18 protein-coding genes are annotated in these 21,296 nt (G+C 42.8%); 7 read left to right on the forward strand and 11 right to left on the reverse strand.

Annotated elements, in window-relative coordinates; translation table 11 throughout:
- Nucleotides 1-51: 51 nt before the first annotated feature.
- From BLR84_RS16400 to BLR84_RS16430, 7 genes are all read right to left on the reverse strand, one after another.
- The gene (locus tag BLR84_RS16400; RefSeq protein ID WP_090470264.1) at nucleotides 52-816 is read right to left on the reverse strand and encodes a TerC family protein; all 765 of its coding nucleotides are present in this window, start codon (nucleotides 814-816) and stop codon (nucleotides 52-54) included.
- 265 nt (nucleotides 817-1,081) lie between these two features.
- Nucleotides 1,082-2,449 carry a DUF4097 family beta strand repeat-containing protein gene (locus tag BLR84_RS16405; protein WP_090470266.1) on the reverse strand — a complete coding sequence of 456 codons (1,368 nt, stop codon included), beginning with the start codon at nucleotides 2,447-2,449 and terminating at the stop codon, nucleotides 1,082-1,084.
- Entirely contained in the window at nucleotides 2,430-2,996 is a 567-nt protein-coding gene (locus BLR84_RS16410) for a hypothetical protein (RefSeq protein ID WP_090470269.1), read from the reverse strand. The genes BLR84_RS16405 and BLR84_RS16410 overlap by 20 nt, the downstream gene beginning before the upstream one ends.
- Nucleotides 2,993-3,553, reverse strand: a complete 561-nt coding sequence (locus tag BLR84_RS16415; RefSeq protein ID WP_090470272.1) for an RNA polymerase sigma factor — start codon at nucleotides 3,551-3,553, stop codon at nucleotides 2,993-2,995. The genes BLR84_RS16410 and BLR84_RS16415 overlap by 4 nt, the downstream gene beginning before the upstream one ends.
- Nucleotides 3,554-3,730: 177 nt before the next feature.
- Nucleotides 3,731-4,270 (reverse strand): AAA family ATPase, encoded by a 540-nt coding sequence (locus tag BLR84_RS16420; protein WP_090470275.1) that lies wholly within the window; start codon nucleotides 4,268-4,270, stop codon nucleotides 3,731-3,733.
- A gap of 89 nt (nucleotides 4,271-4,359) precedes the next feature.
- Entirely contained in the window at nucleotides 4,360-5,658 is a 1,299-nt protein-coding gene (locus BLR84_RS16425) for a M20/M25/M40 family metallo-hydrolase (protein WP_090470277.1), read from the reverse strand.
- 135 nt (nucleotides 5,659-5,793) lie between these two features.
- Nucleotides 5,794-7,662: a M61 family metallopeptidase gene (locus BLR84_RS16430; protein WP_090470279.1), complete on the reverse strand. Its 1,869-nt coding sequence runs from the start codon at nucleotides 7,660-7,662 to the stop codon at nucleotides 5,794-5,796.
- Between the two features lie 490 nt (nucleotides 7,663-8,152).
- On the opposite strand from BLR84_RS16430, the gene BLR84_RS16440 reads away from it, so the two are divergent.
- Complete coding sequence (locus BLR84_RS16440) at nucleotides 8,153-8,434, forward strand: hypothetical protein (RefSeq protein WP_090470283.1); 282 nt, start codon at nucleotides 8,153-8,155, stop codon at nucleotides 8,432-8,434.
- A gap of 509 nt (nucleotides 8,435-8,943) precedes the next feature.
- Here BLR84_RS16440 and BLR84_RS16445 read toward each other — a convergent pair.
- Nucleotides 8,944-10,473 carry a serine hydrolase gene (locus BLR84_RS16445; RefSeq protein WP_090470285.1) on the reverse strand — a complete coding sequence of 510 codons (1,530 nt, stop codon included), beginning with the start codon at nucleotides 10,471-10,473 and terminating at the stop codon, nucleotides 8,944-8,946.
- Between the two features lie 108 nt (nucleotides 10,474-10,581).
- Between BLR84_RS16445 and BLR84_RS16450 the strand changes: the two genes are divergently transcribed.
- Both BLR84_RS16450 and BLR84_RS16455 read left to right on the forward strand, forming a co-directional pair.
- Entirely contained in the window at nucleotides 10,582-12,768 is a 2,187-nt protein-coding gene (locus BLR84_RS16450) for a S9 family peptidase (RefSeq protein ID WP_090470287.1), read from the forward strand.
- Nucleotides 12,769-12,891: 123 nt separating this feature from the next.
- The gene (locus BLR84_RS16455; RefSeq protein WP_090470289.1) at nucleotides 12,892-13,371 is read left to right on the forward strand and encodes a lipocalin-like domain-containing protein; all 480 of its coding nucleotides are present in this window, start codon (nucleotides 12,892-12,894) and stop codon (nucleotides 13,369-13,371) included.
- Between the two features lie 66 nt (nucleotides 13,372-13,437).
- Here the strand turns inward: BLR84_RS16455 and BLR84_RS16460 are convergent, their stop codons facing one another.
- Both BLR84_RS16460 and mutY read right to left on the reverse strand, forming a co-directional pair.
- Nucleotides 13,438-13,860, reverse strand: a complete 423-nt coding sequence (locus BLR84_RS16460) for a single-stranded DNA-binding protein (RefSeq protein WP_255366964.1) — start codon at nucleotides 13,858-13,860, stop codon at nucleotides 13,438-13,440.
- Nucleotides 13,861-13,884: 24 nt separating this feature from the next.
- Nucleotides 13,885-14,934: an A/G-specific adenine glycosylase gene (gene mutY, locus BLR84_RS16465; protein ID WP_090470291.1), complete on the reverse strand. Its 1,050-nt coding sequence runs from the start codon at nucleotides 14,932-14,934 to the stop codon at nucleotides 13,885-13,887.
- A gap of 323 nt (nucleotides 14,935-15,257) precedes the next feature.
- On the opposite strand from mutY, the gene BLR84_RS16470 reads away from it, so the two are divergent.
- The 3 genes from BLR84_RS16470 to BLR84_RS16480 all read left to right on the forward strand — a co-directional run bounded on the left by BLR84_RS16470 (nucleotide 15,258) and on the right by BLR84_RS16480 (nucleotide 18,186).
- Entirely contained in the window at nucleotides 15,258-15,551 is a 294-nt protein-coding gene (locus tag BLR84_RS16470) for an HU family DNA-binding protein (protein WP_090470293.1), read from the forward strand.
- A gap of 9 nt (nucleotides 15,552-15,560) precedes the next feature.
- Nucleotides 15,561-16,409 (forward strand): tetratricopeptide repeat protein, encoded by an 849-nt coding sequence (locus BLR84_RS16475; RefSeq protein WP_090470295.1) that lies wholly within the window; start codon nucleotides 15,561-15,563, stop codon nucleotides 16,407-16,409.
- A gap of 226 nt (nucleotides 16,410-16,635) precedes the next feature.
- Nucleotides 16,636-18,186: an Rne/Rng family ribonuclease gene (locus BLR84_RS16480; RefSeq protein ID WP_090470297.1), complete on the forward strand. Its 1,551-nt coding sequence runs from the start codon at nucleotides 16,636-16,638 to the stop codon at nucleotides 18,184-18,186.
- A gap of 103 nt (nucleotides 18,187-18,289) precedes the next feature.
- Here BLR84_RS16480 and BLR84_RS16485 read toward each other — a convergent pair whose 3' ends face one another.
- Nucleotides 18,290-19,402: an acyloxyacyl hydrolase gene (locus BLR84_RS16485; RefSeq protein WP_090470300.1), complete on the reverse strand. Its 1,113-nt coding sequence runs from the start codon at nucleotides 19,400-19,402 to the stop codon at nucleotides 18,290-18,292.
- A gap of 271 nt (nucleotides 19,403-19,673) precedes the next feature.
- On the opposite strand from BLR84_RS16485, the gene radA reads away from it, so the two are divergent.
- On the forward strand, nucleotides 19,674-21,137 hold the full coding sequence (radA, locus tag BLR84_RS16490) for a DNA repair protein RadA (RefSeq protein ID WP_090470302.1): 1,464 nt from the start codon (nucleotides 19,674-19,676) through the stop codon (nucleotides 21,135-21,137).
- The last annotated feature ends 159 nt before the right edge of the window (nucleotides 21,138-21,296 follow it).

The following is a 21,296-nucleotide window of genomic DNA, read 5'->3' on the forward strand; positions in this document are numbered from 1 at the left end:
AACAAGTTCAGGATGACGCGCGTTTTTTATTTTTATCTTGATTCCTGACTCTTATTTCTTGATTCCCGCCTTCTTCACAGCTTTTGTCTTCATTTTCAGGTTCAGCATCTCCACCAGTACCGAAAATGCCATGGCGAAATAGATATAACCTTTAGGGATATGCTGCTCAAAAGCCTCGGCTAAAAGCGAAACGCCTATCAGCAGCAGGAACGACAGCGCCAGCATTTTTACCGTAGGGTGTTTGTTCACAAAGCCGGCCACGCCATTTGAAGCCCACATCATAATACCTACAGCAATAACAACCGCCAGTATCATGATCTCTACATGGCTGGCCATACCTACGGCGGTAATCACAGAATCGAGCGAGAAAACAATATCCAGCAGCATAATCTGGATGATGGTACCCCAGAAGCTGTGTCGTTTTACTTTTTCAGCGTTTTCTTCTTCGCCTTCAATTTTATGGTGTATCTCGGCGGTGCTTTTATAGATCAGGAACAAACCGCCGATGATCAGGATCAGGTCGCGGCCAGATATGGCCAGTTTTTCTACCCAATCAGCATCGGTAACATTAAAAATATGTGCCAGGTTAAACAGGGGTGCCGTAAGTGTCATGACCCAGCTGATGGATAATAAAAGCAATACCCGGGTGATCAGGGCCATACCCAGGCCAATCCTGCGGCCTTTAGCCTGCTGATTTGCTGGGAGCTTATCAGATAAAATGGAGATGAATATCACATTGTCTATCCCCAGGACTATCTCTAATAACGTAAGGGTAACGAGCGATATCCAGGATTCGGCATTCGCAAATATTTCCATAGCAGGCTAAATTTGTTTGCCCCTAAAATAGCAAAACCCCTGCCGAAAATGGCAGGGGTTTGCAATCAATGTTAAAATATAAGGTGTTGTGCGAAGACATTAGAGTCAGGAACCAAGAATCAAGACTAAATAAGTGCGTCATCCTGAACTTGTTTCAGGATCCCACAAGATAAGCATCGTGCTTATCTGCCTATGGGATGCCGAAATAAATTCGGCATGACTAATAAAGGTCTTGATTCTTGACTCTCGTATCTTGATTCTCGTCTTAATCAAAGCTTACGCTGCCGTAGCTGGTGTTAATAGTTATGTTTCTATCGTTGGAGCCTTTACCTAAATGGCCTTTGTAATTTTTAGTGGGGCTATAGCCACGGTCGTTATCAGATGGGCTTTTACTGGTGATATTGATATCATGACCGCCATAGTTAAAGCTGCCGTAGCGTACGGTTACGTCAAAGTCGGCATTTTGCTCGTTACTGATACCCAGTTTTACGCTGGAGTAGGATGAGTTTACCGATAAATTCTTGATGTTTTTATCTACCTCATTAATATTCAGGTTACCGCTGAATTTTACGTTGATGTTGCCCGAAGTAGTGATGCGGCCAATTTTGGCCGAGCCGTAGCTGATGTCGGCATTTAGTTTATTGCACTCGCCCAGGCTCAGGCTGCCATAAGCTACATCCAGATCGCTACCGTTAAGTGAACCAATGGTGGCGCTGCCATATTTAACCGTGATCTGGTTACCCGGATTGCTCAGGTTTTTGGCTACCAGGCTGCCGTAAGAGTTATTGATGTTTAATTTTCCATCCAGATCAGGTAAGCTGGTTGCGCCATATTTATTACTTACGTTCAATGGATTTTTGGATGGCATATATACCGTATAATTCACCTCGATTTTGCGCACATTGTTGCGTTTGCCGCCAAATAACGACCATGAGCTGCCATTATCATCATTGTTGATGTTGGTTTTAAAATAAACCCCTGATCCATCTTTATTATCCCTGATGGTTACATTGTCCAGCAGTTTTTGAGCCAGGTCGTCATCATTGGCGCCAACTTTTATTTGTACATCAACCTTTACCTCACTTTTGCTCCAGGTATTCACGGTGATCCTACCAAAACGGTTATCCAGGTTGATCACATCGTTACCGTCTATTGAGTAGCTTTTGCTGTAATTTTTAACTTTTTCAACACCATCTTGTTTATCATTATCGGTGTTATAGCTAAAATTGGTGTCAAAATCTTTGAACCCTAAAGCTATCTGCGGCGCTATATTACTGAAATCATAGGCAAAGTTCATGGCGCTATCATTCAGCTTGAAGTTAAAGTTTTGGTCAAAGTGCTTAAACTGCTTGTCAAAACCCTTCAGCTTCAGATTCATTTGTTTAAGCTGCTGCAGTTTAATACGCCCCATCTGCTTTTGCAGGCCCTGCATTTTAAGGTGCAGATCTTTCATTTTTAGCTGAAAGTCCTTGCTGTCGGGTGGAGTTAATTTGTTTAAAGGTGCCATTGGAGGCATAGGCGGAAGCACCGGAACCGGAATCGGCGCAGGGGTTTGCTGTGCAAAACTGATCGTATTAATGGCTAACAGGGCCATTAAAGCAAACATCGACCGTTTAAATATTTTTGATTTCATCTTTTTGGTCTTTTTTCATTTGATTGAATTGTTCTATTACACTCAATTGCTGATTAAGCACCTCGGTTTGTACCTGCAAGTTCCGGATCATGGCACGTAAAACACGCTCCTGGTTAGGGCTGGTGGCTAAATCGGCATTAAGTCTTTTATAAGTAGAATCCATTTTGGCTATTTCGGCGCTAAACTCTTTATACAGTTGCGGATCGGCTTTGGAAACCGATTTCAGCTCTGTTAATTTAGTTTCAACAAGCGATGCGTAATGCAGCTGCTGTTTGGCATACTCAGGGTTTATGGCGGCCAGGTCCACGCCTTTTGCGGCTTTTTGGCTTTGGAGGTATATTCCGAAACCGATGCCCATGACAATGATTACCGATGCGGCGACCCGAAGTACGAAAGCAAGCGAAAAGGTTTTTGTTTCCAGCTTTTTTGGCAACTCCTCCGGCATGTTGAGGCTTTGCTCAATTTTGCTCCACAGATCGGTCGATGGCTCAATCTCGTCAAACTCTTCACGGTTATTTTTAATGAAATCTTCAAATCGCTTGCTCATAATTCTGTTCCTTTCCTTTTTAAAATTTCCATTAACTTTCTTTTAGCTCTCAAAAACTGTGTTCTTGAGGTGTTTTCTGATATATTCAATATTTGTCCTATTTCTTCGTGATCATAACCTTCCAGCAGGTAAAGCGATAGTACTACCCGGTAGCCATCGGGCAATTGTTTCATGCCTTCTTTTACCACAGCCACCTGGTATTGTACATCTTCATCATCTTCGGGCTCTTCGGCTGGTATATTTTCCAGATGGTCGCCCTCCAGTTCTATCAGCTCCAGCCTGCGCTTACGCAACAGGTTTATAGAGCGGTTTACCACTATTTGCTTTAGCCATAGGCCAAACGTGGTGTCCTGTCTGAAATCCTTTAGCTTGTTAAAAGCATCCAGAAAAGCTTCCTGCAAAACATCTTCAGCTTCGGCAATATTGCCCACGATCCTAAAGGCAACGTTCAACATCGCTTTAGAATACAACCGGTACAACTCGTAACTGGCCTTTTTGCTTCCCTGTTTGCATTCAACCACCAGGTTATAATGCTTATCTACATATATGGCTTCCAAATTTCTGATCAGGTTTCAGATTAAATGACGCATCATTTTTAGCAACGTTGCATCACGGTGAAAAATAATTTATATGAACAATAATTTTTTGTTTAGAGAAGCGTTTTGATGGGATTTTTGGATCAAGGAGAGAAGGAACAAAGATCAAGGACAGAGGATACAAGAAATCCTTGTTCCTTAATCCATAAATCCTTGTTCTAATAGAAAAGCATCAATAGCTTTCACCGCGTTTTCATACCGGTCGTTTCCTATGCCGGATATCACCACATAGCGGGCCTGCAGCGCGGCAAGTTCTTTGTGCCATATGGCCATAAAATGTTCGCGTAATTCGGGGAAATTACGCAGGGGATCGTCCTGCCAGGGCAAGTCGATATCTAACAGTAAATAAAAATCGTAGGGATGTTTGGGTAATTCGTCCAGTACCTCCTGCGGTGCCTGGCCAAACATGTGTTCGCTCCATATTTTTACCGTTAAAAAAGTGGTGTCGCATATCAGGATCTGATTGGCCTGGGGTAGTAAAGTGGCTTCCAGCGCCAGTTGCCCTTGAAACATATTGATCTCATCCTGCCAGGTACATGGCCCGGTAAGTGCGGCGCAATATTCCCGCGAATACTCGGGTACAGCGATGGTATGATAATACGCAGCCAGATAATCAGACATGGTTGACTTTCCCGTTGATTCAGGCCCTACTACCGCTATTTTGGGAATATGTTTCATGTGTTATCAAATGAAAATAGAGACGCATGTAATGCGTCTCTACAATGATTAAACGTAGAGACACATCACATGTGTCTCCTGCTGTCCTATTATCTTTCTAATTTCGGTACCCTTGTCGGCGTATCCTTGCCCGAAACGATGCTGCGTGAGCTGAGCGCTATGGCCCGGATAGTAGAGGTGATGTTGTTTACATCCAGCGAGCTAAACTCATCCTTTACGGTATGATACAGCTTATCAATATCTATCTGGTCGGTTGAGATAGTATGAGCTGGCACGCCTTTTTCTGCCAGCGACGCGTTATCGCTGCGGTAAAACAGGTCCTGATCTGGATAAGGATCCGGGTGAAACTCAAATTTGGTTCCCTTCAGGTTACTTTGCAGGATAGTGCCAAAGTTTGATCGGTCGAACCCGGTGATAAAGGCCGAGTTTTCACCAAATTTAGAAGCCTTACCTATCATCTCGATATTGAACATGGCCACCACTTTATCCGGATCAACCTGGGTAGCAAAATACTGCGAGCCGTATTCGCCAATTTCCTCGGCAGTGAAGGCCACAAAGATGAGCGTACGGGCATTGTTGTTTAGTTTTTTGTAATACTTGGCTAAGGATATCACCGCGGTAGTTCCGGATGCATCGTCATCAGCACCGTTGGCTATGCTGTCGCCCTCCATGGCTTTGAGGATACCCAGGTGGTCATAATGGCCCGAAAAAACCACAAATTCGTTTGGTTTGGTTTTACCTGGGATAATGCCGGCAACGTTAAACAAAGGCAGTTCTTCGCTTTTGTTCTCATAGCTGATATCAAACGAGGTGATGTTATCAAACTTGCCCAATACAAGTGCCATAGGTGATGCGGTTTTGCCCTTAAAGCTTACGCTACCCCGCGTGCTATAAGCATCATGGGCGCGCTTAAACAAGCTCTGAAATTTGGGATCAATGATCATCAGCGTTTTTTTGCCGCTTTTTTGCGCTTCCACGTATTCCTGTCTGAAATTTTTGTCGGCGGTTACGTTTACCACCTGTACATCCTTGTCGCTGGCCCAGGTAAAGGCTGCGCTGCCGATGGTGAAAACGCTATCGGGTACAATAGCTTTGCCATTTATGAACGCGGTTGTTTTTACGGGTGTTGAGCGTATCATGGTAAAATTCTGGCGGTAGCCGGTATTCCCGGCAAGGGGTTTTAGGCCTGCTTTTTTATATTCACCCTCAATAAATTGAGCTGCTTTTTCAATACCCGGTGTAAAAGTTGCCCGGCCCTGCATATCATCGGCACTCAGGGTTTTGATGATGCGTGTTACATCATCCTGATCAATAAGCTTGTTCACGTCTTGCCCAAAGCTGTAGGTTGATGCGACTAAAAGGGCGGTTATTATTGCGATTTTTTTCATGATTATTAGCTTTTTCCCTCATGTCATTTCGAACGAGGTACGAGGAGAAATCTTTTGCAAGCGATATACTAAACGTATAAGATTTCTCCCTCCGGTCGAAATGACAAGTGGGGTGTTAATTTGAGTCTGCAAATTTTATTTAACCTTTGATTGCAACCAATTATTACGAAAAGTTTCCTGTTCTTTCGAAAGCGTTTTGCCTGCTTTTTCGTAAGTAACTACTTCAAAATACGGACTTTCTTCCAATGCAATGGTAGTTTCATGGGCACCGGTGCGGTTTTTATAATTCACGGTTATTTTGTCGCCTGGTTTTTTGCCGGCCAGTACATCAGAAAACGATTTTGGATCGGTAATGGTTTGGCCATCGGCTTTCAGGATAATATCGCCTGCATCTAAGCCTGCTTTGTAAACCGGTGTACCTATAATGGTGCTCGACAGGATAGGCAATCCCTCGGCCCCGGCGGCACGCGGCTGACCTGAACGGCCACGGCCGGCGTTAGTAGACAATGAACCTGCCCATGCTTTACCTGGCTGCACTTTGCGCAATACCAGTCCGGCTTTGTTCAATAGTTCCTCATAATTGTTTTTATCGGTACCGTAAATGTAGCGTTTAAAGAAATCGGCGGCAAACTTAGGGTTGTTGGTCACCTTAGCCAGATCGGACTGCAGATCGGGTATGGTGTATGGTTTCATGACCTTGCCACGGCTTAACCAAACCTGGCGCATATAATCGTCAAGCGTAAGGTTAAATTCACCACGCAGGCGCATGTCCAGCGCCAGCGCTATGGCGCCGCCATAGGTATAATAGCTGGTAAAATCGTTGATATTGTTGTTCGGGTCGATAGACACACCGGCATCGGCAAATACCGAATAACGGCTCATTTGTGTAGCCGGATATTTAGCGGCGCCCGGTGTATTCAGGATCTGGTTAACCAGGCCTGCCAGTGTACGGGTATAATCATCAAGCGGGGTAAAACCGGCGCGGGTAAGCAGCAGATCGCCATAATACTGGGTAAAGCCTTCGGCAAACCAAAGCTCGCTGCTCATGTTGGCATGCTCAAAGTTAAAGGGCTCCAATGATTTTGGACGGATGCGTTTTACATTCCAGCTGTGGAAGTATTCATGCGAAAATATGCCCAGCAGGCCATCCTCATTACCGGCAACCTTATCAACCGGGTAAACAATACAGGTGGAGTTACGGTGCTCCATCCCATCGCCCGAGTTAGTTGGGTAAACATCAGTCACAAAAGTATATTCGCCATAATCATAGGTAGGCAGCTCGCCATAAACGGCTTTTTCCTCCAGCACCAGTTTTTGTACCATTTTGCCAAATTTATCCACCGCGGCCTGGTCGTCATCAGAGTGGATACTCACGTTTATTTTTTCTTTTTTGCCGTCGGTATTGGTCACGTCCCAGCTGGCTATTTTGTAATTGGCCAGCTCGGTGGGGCTATCCATCATATATTGCAGGCTAGGGGCACTGTATACATTGGCTCCTTCGGCTTTTAGTTGGGTGGATACTTTCCAGCCGTATTTTTCCAGGTCGTTAAATTCAAACTTTACAGGTCTTTTTTCCTGTCCCAATACCCAGGCAAAAGCCGCAGGCATATTCAGGTGGGCATGACTGGGATCAATACTGGCATAAGTACCGTCGGTCCAGTTGCCAAACAGGGTATAACTTATTTTGATATTATCCGGATGTTGGCCAACCTCATACAGGTCGCCCTCTATTTGTGTAAAAGGGATCTCGGTACCGTCGATACCGGTTACTTTAACATTATAGATGTTTTTACCAAACTCATGCGTAGCATAACGTCCTGCTGATGAGCGGCTCATCCGGAAACGTAAACTCATAGGGGCCTGGGGCAAGGTCATCACAACTTCTGCTTCATGGTGTGCAGCGTTGGGAAAGGATATGGAATAATAGATAGGCTTTTGTTTCTCCTGCGCTATGGCGGCAGTGCTTAACAAAGCGGCAATGGTAATTAGAAATGTTTTTTTCATGGAAACCTGGTTATACAGGGCTGAAATTACAAATTAATCGGAGAAAAGTGAGGCATCAATTTGTTAGTTGATAGGCCATTTACGAAGATAGGCTTGAATGATGGAATTACAGGTTGCAGATGACTTCACCCATCTGCGCTCCACGGGATCACCCTCTTCGCCTGCGGCGGAAAGAGGGTGGGAAAAACCTTTTCTCCACCCGTCATTGCGAGGTACGAAGCAATCTCTATGCTATACAGAGCAAATAGAAATGGTATAGCCGACCGTTCTACGTAGAGATTATTAATATTTTGATTATTTTTTATCGGTATTAATGAGCTCCCGCTGGTCGGTTATCTTCGTACCTCGCAATGACGGGTTTTTATTGTATGTAACTACCCCTTCCCCTCCTTCGGCGGAAAACGAACGACCCGGCGCAGCGATGGTCGGGTGAGTCGATTCGGCGTCAATTTGAACTATTATATGTATCTTTAAAGAAATTACTGAGCTCATGATCCTTTTTTCAAGAAGAAATTTACATTATACCGATTACAAATGGAGCGTATATAACCAAAACGATCCGCGGGTAAACGGTAAACCGGATACCACGCCGTTTACAAAGGATGAGGGCAATGAAGTAGTTTACCTGATCAACAAATTAATGATACTTTGGGATTACCGTTTTGCCAATACCGGTAATAAAATGGAAAAACTGATACATGATCAACTCCCCCCGACCATTACACTGCAGGAAGATGTACAGCAATGGCTTAAAGCTAATTTGAAGTTTTAACCATCTTACAAAAATTTTACCATCTTATTTAACGATTTAAACCTATCCCATATCCGGGAGTGGGGTACTTATGCCTGGTTAGTATTGGCTTCCGCGAAATTAGCGTAGCCTGAGGGTAGCTGAAGTATGCATACTACTGACTGGAAACCTGCGGCGCGCAGAAGACGACATTTTGATTTGAACCCTTAAGACTTAAAACTCCGGACTTAAATACGTATATTTGTATGTAACAAAACGGCCCGGTTCTCTGTAAAAAAGAGAACCGGGCCGTTTTGGTTAAGGATAAAAAGGGGCTAAAAATCGACCGTTTTATATGTTTTATTTGATAATCAATTATTTGATACTTTTTAAAGTTTTAAAAACTGCTCAAAATAGTGTTGAAATTTGTTAAAAAGTGTTAAAACGAGGTTTTTCAATGTTTTTTTAGCCTGTTTTAGCCAGTTTTTGGGTAGAAAAGTGTTAAAATTTAAGGTTTAAAAAGTTTTCGGAGGGGCATCATCCAAATTCTTTTACTCTTTTTTAAAGTCGTAAGCGCCGCGTTCCACAAAGTCGGCTACCTTAACTTTTACGCCGGTAACCCTGCCATTTTGTACATTGAACGGAAAAATAGCCTTCCCCATAACCGGGTCAGAAAAAGTGACAAAAAAGCGGTTTCCACCCAGTGGCTGCAATTTGGCAAACATGGTTGGGTGATGTTCAAAACGCATTTCCAGGTCGCTATTTTCGCCCTGGGTTACGGTCATGCTACCATAAAAGCTGTTGGTATATTTACCTAAGTAGGCATTTGGGGGTAACGCAGGTTTTAAAGCAAGCGCCACAGTATCACGTAGTTTCCGTTCGGTTTGTTGCTCGGCAGTGGTGTGTGCCTTATAATTTATCAGGTAAGCATCACTGTAATTATGATAGGGCCTGCCAAAAAAGGCATCCAGAATTTCCCAGCGCAGAGCCTCATAAAGCAGGTTTTGATCGGTATTGGTGAGTATCACAATACCCAGGTTATCCTGCGGTGAAAGGGTAACTGATGATAAATAGCCGTTTACGCCACCCTCGTGCATAATCAGGCGGTGGTTTAAATAGTCCTGTATAAACCAGCCCAGTCCGTATAGCTCAAAATTGTTTTCGCCATTCAGGTGGTATTCGCTGCCTACAATATCCTGTGGTTCGCGGGTGGCCATAATGGCCGCCTGAGGTATGATCTGGCGGTTACCTACCTTGCCGTTGTTCAGCAAAGCCGTTACCCATTTGCCCATGTCGCTGGCCGATGAGCTTATGGCGCCGGCAGGGGCAAGTCCGTCTATCTGGCAATAAGGTATGGGTGCAAGCCTGCCGTCGGTCAGGGTATGAGGTACGGTTCGGTTGAGTGATTTGGGCAGGTCCTTGGTCAGGGCCAGGGTGTTAGTCATGCCCAGTGGGGCAAAAATTGCCTCCTTAAGGTATACCTCCCAGGGTTTGGTCGTTACCCGCGGGATGATCTCGCCGGCAGTTAAAAAAGCGGCATTGGTATAACCCCATTTGGTGCGGAACGGGTAAGCGGCCTTAAGTTCGCCCAGTTTTTCGATCACCTGGGCACGGGTAAGGTTGGTGTTATAAAAAGTAAAATCGCCCTGAAAGGTTTGAAAACCAAGGCGGTGGCATAGCAGGTCGCGTACGGTAGCTTCCTGCCCGGCAAATTTATTCTCCAGTTTAAACTCGGGGATATATTTAGTTACTTTTTCATCAAGCGATAGTTTATTGTTGGCCTGCAACATGGCCAGGGCGGTTGCAGTAAAGGCTTTGGTATTGCTGCCTATCATAAACAAGGTGTTGATATCTACCGTATTGGGCAGCCCCAGTTCTTTAATGCCATAGCCTTTTACCAGTACTATTTTATTGTCTTTTACAATAAAAACGGCAATCCCGGGTACGCGCCAATTGGTTAAAGCCTTGCTGATGTACAGGTCCAAACTATCCCTGATAAACTTGGAACGGTCGGCCCGTTGGGCCTGGACACTTGCAAAAAGGGATGTACAGATAATAAAAGATAGCAATAGTTTTTTCATTACACTGGATAATTTACGTGCTTGATTTGTGCTAATTTAATGCAAAATTTACAGCGGCTTTACTTAATTATAAAATAACGCCGCAATCTTCATTAAAACACGCAGTATATGAAATTTTTTCGTTCGGGATCATTATTCCTTACCGCTGTATTGCTCATTTTGGGCGGGTTCACAGCAAAAGCACAACGGTTGCCAACCCATTGGACAAAGGATGGCTACCAGTATTACAAAATCAGCGGCGATGGTATCAGGATCCTGGACACCCGCGATACCAGCAAAAAAACCTTGTGGATAAGTAAAGATATGCTTACCCCGCAGGGACAGGCTCCGCTCAATGTAAAAAGATTTTCGGTATCGGCCGACGGACAAAAGTTGCTGATCAATACCAACACCAAAAAAGTGTGGCGTTATGATACCCGGGGTGATTACTGGGTATATGATACCAATACCAAAAAGCTGTGGCAGTTGGGTAAAAACCTGCCGGAATCGTCGCTGATGTTTGCCAAATTCTCCCCCGATGGCAATAAGGCAGCCTATGTGAGCGGGCATAATATTTACGTAGAAGATCTTGCTGATGCTTCGGTTAAGCAATTGACTACCGATGGCACTACCAGGCTGATCAATGGAACGTTCGATTGGGCTTATGAAGAAGAATTTGGTTGCCGCGATGGTTTCCGCTGGTCGCCCGATAGCAGGTCGATAGCCTATTGGCAGATAGATGCCACCAAAATAAAAAGCTACCTGATGCTGAATACTACAGACTCTATTTATCCCTACGTGGTGCCTGTTGAATATCCGGTTGCCGGGCAGGACCCAAGCTCATGCAAAGTGGGTGTTGTGGATATCAGCACCGGTAAAACCAACTGGATAAACGCGCCTGGTGATGCTGTACAGCATTATATACCGAGGATGGAATGGACATTGAACTCCAACGAAATTATCCTGGAGCAGTTGAACAGGGCACAAACCGAAAGCAGGGTGTTTATTGTCAATGTATCCAATGGTACTACGCACCTAATCCGTGAGGAAAAAAGCAATGCCTGGATTGATGGTAAAGAACGCTGGAACAACGGCGACCCGGCAGGCTGGGAATGGGTAAATAAAGGCAAAGAATTTTTATGGGTGAGCGAAAAAGATGGCTGGAAACACATTTACCGGGTAACCCGCGATGGTAAAGAAACCCTGGTGACCAAAGGCGATTATGATGTGATCAGCGTAAACCTGATTGACGAAACGTCTGGTTATATTTACTTTATGGCTTCGCCTGATAATGCTACCCAAAAGTATCTGTATCGTATAAAAATTGCCGGTGCTGCAAAGCCAGAACGTGTTTCGCCGGCTGATGAACCGGGTACGCATGGCTATGATATATCGCCGAACGGCAAGGTTGCCCTGCATAATTTCTCCAATAGCTACACTCCTCCGGTAAGTGAGGTGGTAAGCTTGCCCGGACATAAGTACATTGGCGGTAACCGGGTAACATTAGACAACGACGCCACAAATAAGACCGAGTTTTTTAAGGTTAAAACGGTTGACGGCATTGAAATGGATGGCTGGATGAAAAAGCCTACTAATTTTGATCCGCATAAAAAATACCCTGTGGTTTTTATGGTTTATGGCGAACCCGCATCGCAAACTGTTACCGATACCTGGGGAGCGGGCAGTAACAGGCTGTATGTAGGCAGTATGGCCAATGATGGCTATATCTACATGTCGGTTGAAGGTCGTGGCGCACCCGCACCAAAAGGTACAGCCTGGCGTAAGGCTATCTATAAAAATATAGGCATCGTGAACATCCGCGATCAGGCTATGGCGGCAAAAGAGATCTTAAAATGGCCATTTGTTGATTCAACCCGCATAGCTGTTCATGGCTGGAGCGGCGGTGGTTCATCAACCCTTAACCTGATGTTCCAGTATCCGGATATTTATAAAACTGGTATAGCTGTAGCCGCTGTTGGTGATCAGCTTACTTATGATAATATTTACCAGGAGCGTTATATGGGTGTACCTGTTGATGACGAAGGCCGTGCGGCATTTATCAAAGGATCGCCGATTACTTACGCCAAAAATTTGCGTGGCAACCTGCTATATATCCATGGCACAGGCGACGATAATGTGCATTATAAGAATGCCGAAGAGCTGATCAATGAGTTGGTAAAGTATAATCGTCAGTTTGAACTGATGTCATATCCTAACCGTACACACAGCATTTCCGAGGGCGAAGGTACAAGTCTGCATTTAAGAACCCTGTTCACTCATTATTTAAAAGAACATTGCCCGCCGGGTGGCAGATAATTAAACTACCGGTAAATTTTATATTGGCTCTCCGTGTGTGTATTGCACGGAGCGTTTTATGATGACTGTATCATTGTGGTTTAAAGGTGCGTAAAGACTGTTATACTTATCTAAAGCTTATTTATGAAAAGAGTAACTAACCTTAACGCGCCTTTTATCACTTTGATGTTTGTGCTGCTATCCACGCTCCCTGCCTGTAAAAAAGATGCTGTTAATAATGGCAATCTGGTAGGGAAATGGCAGGCAACCATTCCAAGTACAACGCAGAAATCTACCTATGAATTCAAAAGTGATCGTACCTACGAACACACGTTGTATGTTATCGATACTGTCACCAAAAAGGATCTGGGCATCATTGCCAGGGAAACGGGTAAATACAAAATCAGCAATGCTAAATTAGGGCTTTATGATATGTTGAGTTACCTGAATAAAGATAATAAACCAGGTACTATTGATGATCTTAAAGCCGTTGACGGTTTAAAAACGTATGATTACAATGTAGCTATTACCGATGGGAATAAGCTTACCTTAAATCATCAATGTGGTGCTAATGAGCTTTGTGAAGCTAATTATGTACCCTCTTTTTACTATGTTAGGCAATAGCCTGTTGTAGTATAAAAAGTGCCTGCCGGTATTTCAGCAGGCACTTTTATAGCAATAAGGTATAGGTTAATAAGCTTGACCATCATCTGCCGCCGAATTACCCTGGTAACTAAGTGGGGCTTCCTGCTTTAAAACCGATCTGCTGTCACCTTCAAAATCACTTTTGCGGCCAAGCATGGTGAAATTTTCAGCTACTACTTCGGTGGTGTATTTTTTAATGCCTTCTTTATCTTCAAATGAACGGGTACGTAGTTTACCTTCAATGTAAACCAGTTTGCCTTTTTGTAAAAATTTGGCTGCCATTTCGGCCAAACCACGCCACATTACAATGTTATGCCACTCGGTTTGTTCAACTTTACGGCCATCTTTATTAAAGGTTTCAGAAGTAGCTAAAGGGAAACTGGTTACTGATACTCCACCCTCTAAAATGCGCACCTCAGGATCTTTGCCCAAATGACCTACAAGTATTACTTTATTAATTCCAGACATGCCATAAAATAACGAAAAATTCTTTTATAAATTAAAAATATTTTTTATTAATATAACTATAGGTTTGGGAAGAGCCAGATTTGGCAGGTTTTCAACAGTGGTGAAAAACCAGTTGGATTCTAATTTAATGGGCTTAGATTGCGTTTTAATAAGCCGGATATACAAGCGCTGGTGGGTAAGTATATGTTTTTGTACGGGTAAATTATCCGCGGATAATTTGATGCTGTTGCCAAAAAAATCCTTTACCATCGGCTGATCCATCAATTCCTGGATTGGTAAAAGAGAGGCCGTTTCAACCATCGGAAAGTCGTATAAATTGGCCCAGATGTCCTTATCGCCCCTTTTATTCATCAATACGGAGTCACCATCAGTTACTAAAAAATAATTAAAAAAACGTTCGCGCACTTTTACCGTCTTTAATTTAACCGGGAGTGAAGCGGTAGCATTGTTCAAAAAAGCAACACAATTCAGGTGTACCGGGCAAATACCGCAAGCCGGATTTTTTGGCTTACACAGCATCGCGCCAAACTCCATTATAGCCTGATTATGTAAACCGGGAGTTTTCTTATTAATTAAATTATTGGCAAGCTCCTGGAATGTTTTTTTACCCCCGGTTGAATTGATCGGTTCATCAATACCAAAATAGCGGGCAAGTACCCGGTAAACATTGCCATCAACAACGGCTTTGGCTTCGTTTGCCGAAAATGAGGAAATAGCCGCGGCAGTATATTCGCCTATACCTTTTAATTTAATCAGATCATCATAACGCTGAGGGAATTTACCGTTGTACTGTTCCTGTACCAGCCTGGCTGTTTTAAGCATGTTACGGCCGCGTGAATAATAGCCCAGGCCCTGCCATAGTTTTAATACCTCATCCTCATGGGCTGCAGCAAAACTGCTTACGTTTGGATATTTTTCTACAAAACGATAAAAGTAAGGGAGGCCCTGTTCAACCCGGGTTTGTTGCAGGATGATCTCCGACAGCCAGATCACATAGGCGTCGGTGGTATTGCGCCAGGGGAGGTCGCGTTTATTTTGAAGATACCATTGCACCAGTTCGTCAGTAAAATTCATGGCTGTAAAAGTAAGCAGGTCAAAGCTAAAAGGCGAATGGCTAAACTGTTTTAAATATCGATCATCAAAAGCCTGCCGGATGTTAAAACGGGTTAACGAAATCAGCGTTATTGTTAATCACATAACGCTGTATTTAGCCTTTTGATCATTGCTCCTTTACCTTTCATTTTTAACGATTTAGCTTACAATTTGTAACAGAATTGTACGTTTTACCTACTTACGAAAAAAAAACTGTTAAATATTTCGCTCTTAAAATATAAAGCGATACTTTTGCAACCCCAAAACAGTTAAGTATTTATATATTAAATAAAAGTAAATCAGATATGACTAAGGCAGAAATTATAACTGAAATCTCATCTAAGACAGGTATAGAGAAAGTAGACGTGCAGGAAACAGTTGAGGCATTTTTTAAAGTAGTGAAAAGCTCAATGGTTGGCGGCGAGAACGTTTATGTAAGAGGCTTCGGAAGTTTTGTTGTAAAGAAAAGAGCGAAAAAAACAGCCCGCAATATTTCAAAAAATACTGCCATCATTATTCCAGAGCATTTTGTACCAAGCTTTAAACCAGCTAAAACTTTTGTTGAAAAAGTTAAAACAGGTAACAAAAACAGCAAATAATTTATAAGCATGAATAAGAAACAAATAGCCATTAGTGCAGCCGTAGTTGTGATTATGGGCTATTTGTACTATTTACCTGTTAAAGGTTTAATAAAAGCCAAAGAGACTAAACCAGATAAAACAAACGTGATGACAGGGAACCGCAAAGCGGCCACTGCTGTAACGGTTGATATGGTATCTACGACTGCTAAAACCGCAATTGGGGCGGCATTAACAGCAAAGATAAATGACCTTGAAGGGCAATTAAAAAACGCATCAGGCGCCGACGAACAAAAATTGCAGAAGCAATTGGCCAGTCAGTGGGATGATGTTAACCAGCCAGCTCCGGCAGCATTTTATTACCAGGCCTTGGCCCGTAAGGAAAACAAGCTGGAAGATTGGTTAAATGCAGGGAATCGTTTTAACGATGCTTACAAACTTACACAGGACACTTTAACACAACCAGCATTTGTAACCAATGCGGTTGAAGCTTTTCAAAGTGCCCTTAAATTAAAACCAGAAAGCCTTGTGGGTAAAACAGGATTAGGTGTTGCTTATGTAAATGGCGGCGCCAGCCCAATGCAAGGTATAGCTTTATTGCTTGAAGTAGTAAAAAAGGATCCGAACAACTGGAACGCAAACCTGAATTTAGGAATGTTTGCCATGAAATCGGGCCAGTACGAAAAAGCGGTAGGCAGGTTTAAAACATTAATTGCCCAGAAACAGGAGTTAGAGCCAACTTTTTATCTGGCCGAAAGCTACAAACAACTGGGCATGAAAAAGGAAGCTATTGATGCTTACCAAAAATGTAAAGAAATGATGCCCGATCCTGTATTCGGGCAACGGATTGATGAATACATCAAAGAGTTAAAGAATTAATCACACATTAAAAATTATTATTATGCCGAGCGGTAAAAAACGTAAAAGACACAAAATGGCTACCCACAAACGCAAAAAGCGTTTAAGAAAAAACAGACATAAAAAGAAATAAGCTGCTTTTTTTAAAGCAGCTTACCTGCTTTTTTAGGAAGCAGGTAACTTTAGTAGTGTTTTTTACCCACTTATTAACATGCGGTTTTTACCGTTTTAAGAAATGGAGTAGCAGTTGATAAAAGAATTAATTATCGATTCATCCCCAAACGGGGCTACCATTGCATTATTACAGGACAAACAACTCGTAGAACTTCATAAAGAGCAGGTCAGCAACAATTATACTGTTGGTGATATTTACCTGGGGCGCATCAAAAAGATCATGCCCAGTTTAAATGCAGCCTTTGTAGACGTTGGCTACGAGAAGGATGCCTTTTTGCATTATCTTGATCTTGGTCCGCAGGTACAAAGCCTGCTTAAACTGACCAAACAAGTACGTAGCGGGGGATACCAATCGAAGCTTTTGGACAGCTTTAAGCTGGAAAGTGATATCAATAAGGGAGGAAAGATCTCGGAGATATTATCAAAAAACCAACTTATACCGGTACAAATAGCTAAGGAACCTATATCAACCAAAGGACCACGTTTAAGTTCTGATCTTTCAATAGCCGGCCGGTATGTGGTATTGGTACCATTTTCGGAGGCTATCTCTATTTCCAAAAAAATAAAGAGCAATACAGAGCGAAATCGTTTACGGAAGGTTGTTGAAAGCATTAAGCCAAAGCATTTTGGCGTTATTATCCGTACAGTATCTGAAGGCAAAGGGGTTGATGAATTACAGAAAGACCTGCTTGATCTGATATCTAAATGGGAATCATTTATAACTAAGCTGCCGTCTGTTGAACCTTCTAAAAAGGTTTTAGGCGAAATTGGGCGTACATCAACTATCCTCAGGGATATATTGAACCCCGATTTTCAGCATATTTATGTGAATGATAATGGCATGTTCGAAGAAATTCGGTCATACATCCATGAAATATCGCCTGATATGGAAAGTATAGTCCGCATGCATAAGCATAAGGAGCCTATATTTGAGCATTTTGGTGTTGATAAACAGATCAAGGGCGCTTTTGGTAAAACAGTTAACCTTGCCGGTGGCGCTTACCTGGTAATTGAACATACAGAGGCATTGCACGTTATTGACGTTAACAGCGGTAACCGCACAGCCAGTAAAGAGAACCAGGAAGAGAATGCCTACCAGGTAAATAAAGAAGCGGCTAAGGAAATTGCACGCCAGTTACGTTTGCGTGATATGGGCGGTATTGTGGTGATCGATTTTATTGATATGCACAAGCCGCAGAACCGCAAGGAGCTGTTTGATTATTTGCGTACCGAAATGCAGTACGACAGGGCCAAGCATACCATTTTACCACCGAGTAAATTTGGTTTGGTGCAAATTACCCGCCAGCGCGTAAGGCCCGAAATGAATATTGTTACCAGCGAAGTGTGCCCAACCTGTAATGGTACTGGTACCATTAGGCCAACCATTTTGCTGATGGATGATATTGAGAATAACTTCAATTATATATTGGATGAGCAAAACGAAAAGGGTATTACCCTATGTGTACATCCATATATTGAAGCCTACATTAAAAAAGGCATTTACAACCGCCAAATGAAGTGGTTTGTTAAATACGGCCAGTGGATCAAGGTTAAAAGCAATCCTGCTTACCAGATCACAGAGTTCCGTTTCTTCTCGTCAAAAGACGAAGAAATAAAACTGTAAAGAGATTGATTTGCAGCTATGCAGATTTCAGGTATGCAGCTATTTTAAATAATAGCTGCATATTTTGTTTATAGGGGTTTGTGGAACTCGTTTATCCTAATTATTAATGGACCCTGAATAGCAAACCATAACCCACATAATCAGCTTCGGTGTTGTGAACATATCCTTTAGCCTGCAGTGCCAGGTAAGGAGTTATAAAGTATTTAAAACCGGCGGTCCAGTATGTTTTTGTTGGGTAGTAACTGTTGTAATGTAAATAATACCCATAGCCGGTCATTAAGGCCAGTTTACCCAGCCATAGATCGGGCCCGACGGCAATACCAACCCTCCAGCGATCATACGAGGTTCCGTAAGATTGAAAGGTATTCAGGAAGCTTTGTACTGTATTGGTTTTATTATAAACAGTGTTATAGTAAACCGCATCAGTGCCTAATTTAATGCTCAATACCGGACTAAATTTGTAATTATAGCCCATGTAAAACCCTGTTTTATAAAGTCCCTTGTTATCACTTATGGCCCCCCGGCTGCCAACATTAGCGCCAATTTCAAAAAAGTGCTTATTCTCGGGTTGTTGTTCGCGGTCATTTACGGGGCCGCTCTGATTAATTTTTTGTACAAGGCCCAGTGTGTAGGCAAACGCATTTATACCATTATTAGGCAGTTTGGTGGCGCCGTTAGAGTAATGAAAAACCTCAACCCCGGCCTGTATACCAGTTGTATGGGTTATGGGGGTAAATATCTTGAGGCCAGCCTGAGTAGCTAAATTGATATGGCTTCCTATAATAACGTTTTGACTGTTGGTTAAATGAGTTTCAGTAGCATACAAAAAACCAAAAGCTGGAGTAAATAATAATTCAGTACGATTTATTTTTAGTAAACCGATCTCTAACCGGCCCAGTACAGCATAGGTATCGCCAATAATGCCCTTGGTTGCCTGGTCATGGTTTAGTATTACACGGCTCATGTTGCGATAAGAAAATACCGCGTCAATACTCTTGATATTTAATATCCGGATGTAATCACTTTTATTATTTGCCATATCAAGGTGATAAGCCAGTTCTCCGCCAAATAAAGGACCGGTCAGATAGTTTTTCTCTGGCGAAAAAATTTTAATACCTGAGGTGCCGCTTATCTCAATACTATTTCCTGTATCCTGCGCTTTTGCTGAAAAATTGAATAGCATGAACCCAATAACAATGGATAAAAATTTATTCATAAAGGTCAATTACAATAGTTAAAGGTACAATTACCGATTATGTTTTAAACTTCGTGTACTTTTGTTAAGTGTTAAACACAGGCATGATACGGCTAAAGATAGTTTTATGTTTCCTGATAATTTGCTTTAGGTGTAATTAATTAAACTTTTGCAAAAATTGCATTTAAGGGATAATATGCAGTGTAATAAATGCTAATTTAATTAGTAATTATATCCTGAATTAGTATATAAATCTGCATATTTGTGCATCTGTAATATGCAGATTTAAGATATGGCTAAAACCAAGATCGCATACTTTTGTCAAAGCTGTGGCTTTGAATCGGCTAAGTGGCTGGGCAAATGCCCTTCATGTCAGCAATGGAATACTTTTGTTGAGGAGATCATTGACAAGGGTAATACGCCATCTGTACCTACCTGGAAAGTTACTTCTAATACTCAGCAACGTGCCAATAAGCCGGTGCAGGTGGCCGATATTACTTTCAGCGAAGAACACCGTATGCAAACTCCCGATAAGGAGTTTAACCGGGTTTTAGGTGGGGGTATAGTAGCAGGCTCGCTGGTACTTATAGGTGGTGAGCCAGGCATTGGTAAATCAACTCTGATGTTGCAACTGGCGCTCAATATGCCAAATCTGAAAGTGCTTTATGTATCGGGCGAAGAAAGTGAACGGCAGATAAAAATGCGGGCAGAAAGGTTAGCCCCAGAAGTTCTCAGTCAGCAGTCTTCGGTTGGCAGTCAAAAACTTAATATAGGGGCTCAATCCGAAATTAATAAGGGGTGTTTTATCCTAACGGAAACATCCACCCAAAACATCTTTAAACAGATAGAGGCCCTGGAGCCCGATCTGGTAGTGATCGACTCTATACAGACGCTTCATTCCTCACACATCGAATCGACCCCCGGCAGTGTATCACAGGTACGCGAGTGTACCGCCGAGATGCTGCGCTTTGCCAAGGAGACATCAACTCCCGTATTTCTGATAGGCCATATCACGAAAGATGGCATGATTGCAGGGCCAAAAATACTGGAACACATGGTTGATACCGTTTTGCAGTTTGAAGGCGACAGGCATCATGTTTACCGCATATTACGTACGGTAAAAAATCGTTTCGGCTCAGCCTCCGAGTTGGGTATTTATGAAATGCTGGGCGAGGGTTTAAGGGAAGTATCCAACCCCTCAGAAATACTATTGTCACAGCGAGATGAGCCATTAAGTGGCATCACCATATCAGCCACATTGGAGGGCCTGCGCCCTATGTTGATAGAAACACAGGCCTTAGTGAGTACATCGGCTTATGGTACACCACAACGTACAGCTACGGGTTTTGATACCAAACGGATGAGCATGCTATTGGCTGTATTGGAAAAGCGCTGTGGTTTTAGACTAGGCGCCAAAGATGTGTTTTTAAATATCACCGGCGGTATCAGGGTAGAGGATCCGGCTATTGACCTGGGTTTGGCAGCGGCCATTATATCGTCACATGAGGATATGCCTATACCCTTTAAAACTTGCTTTGCTGGTGAGCTCGGGTTATCAGGCGAGATAAGAGCAGTAAACCGGGTAGAGCAACGTATTGCCGAAGCTCAAAAGCTGGGCTTTAACCAGATTTTCATATCTAAATATAACCTTCCATCAGGTGGGCAGGATAAAAAGCGGATGGATCTGTCACGTTACGATATTGAAATAAAGATTGTGAGTAGTATTGAAGAGGTATTTGGCCAGCTTTTTGGATAGTTTTGGACTTTGAGACTAAAGGACTTTTGGACTATTGGACAAGGGGACTGAAAGACAAAAAATCCATTATCCTTACATACTAATTAAGGACGAAAGAACAAGGATGATATAAAATCCTTTGTCCTTTCGTCCTTTATCTTTCGTCCAAAAAGTCCAATA

The organism is Mucilaginibacter sp. OK268 (genome assembly GCF_900103125.1).
In the GTDB taxonomy this organism is placed as follows: Bacteria; Bacteroidota; Bacteroidia; order Sphingobacteriales; family Sphingobacteriaceae; genus Mucilaginibacter.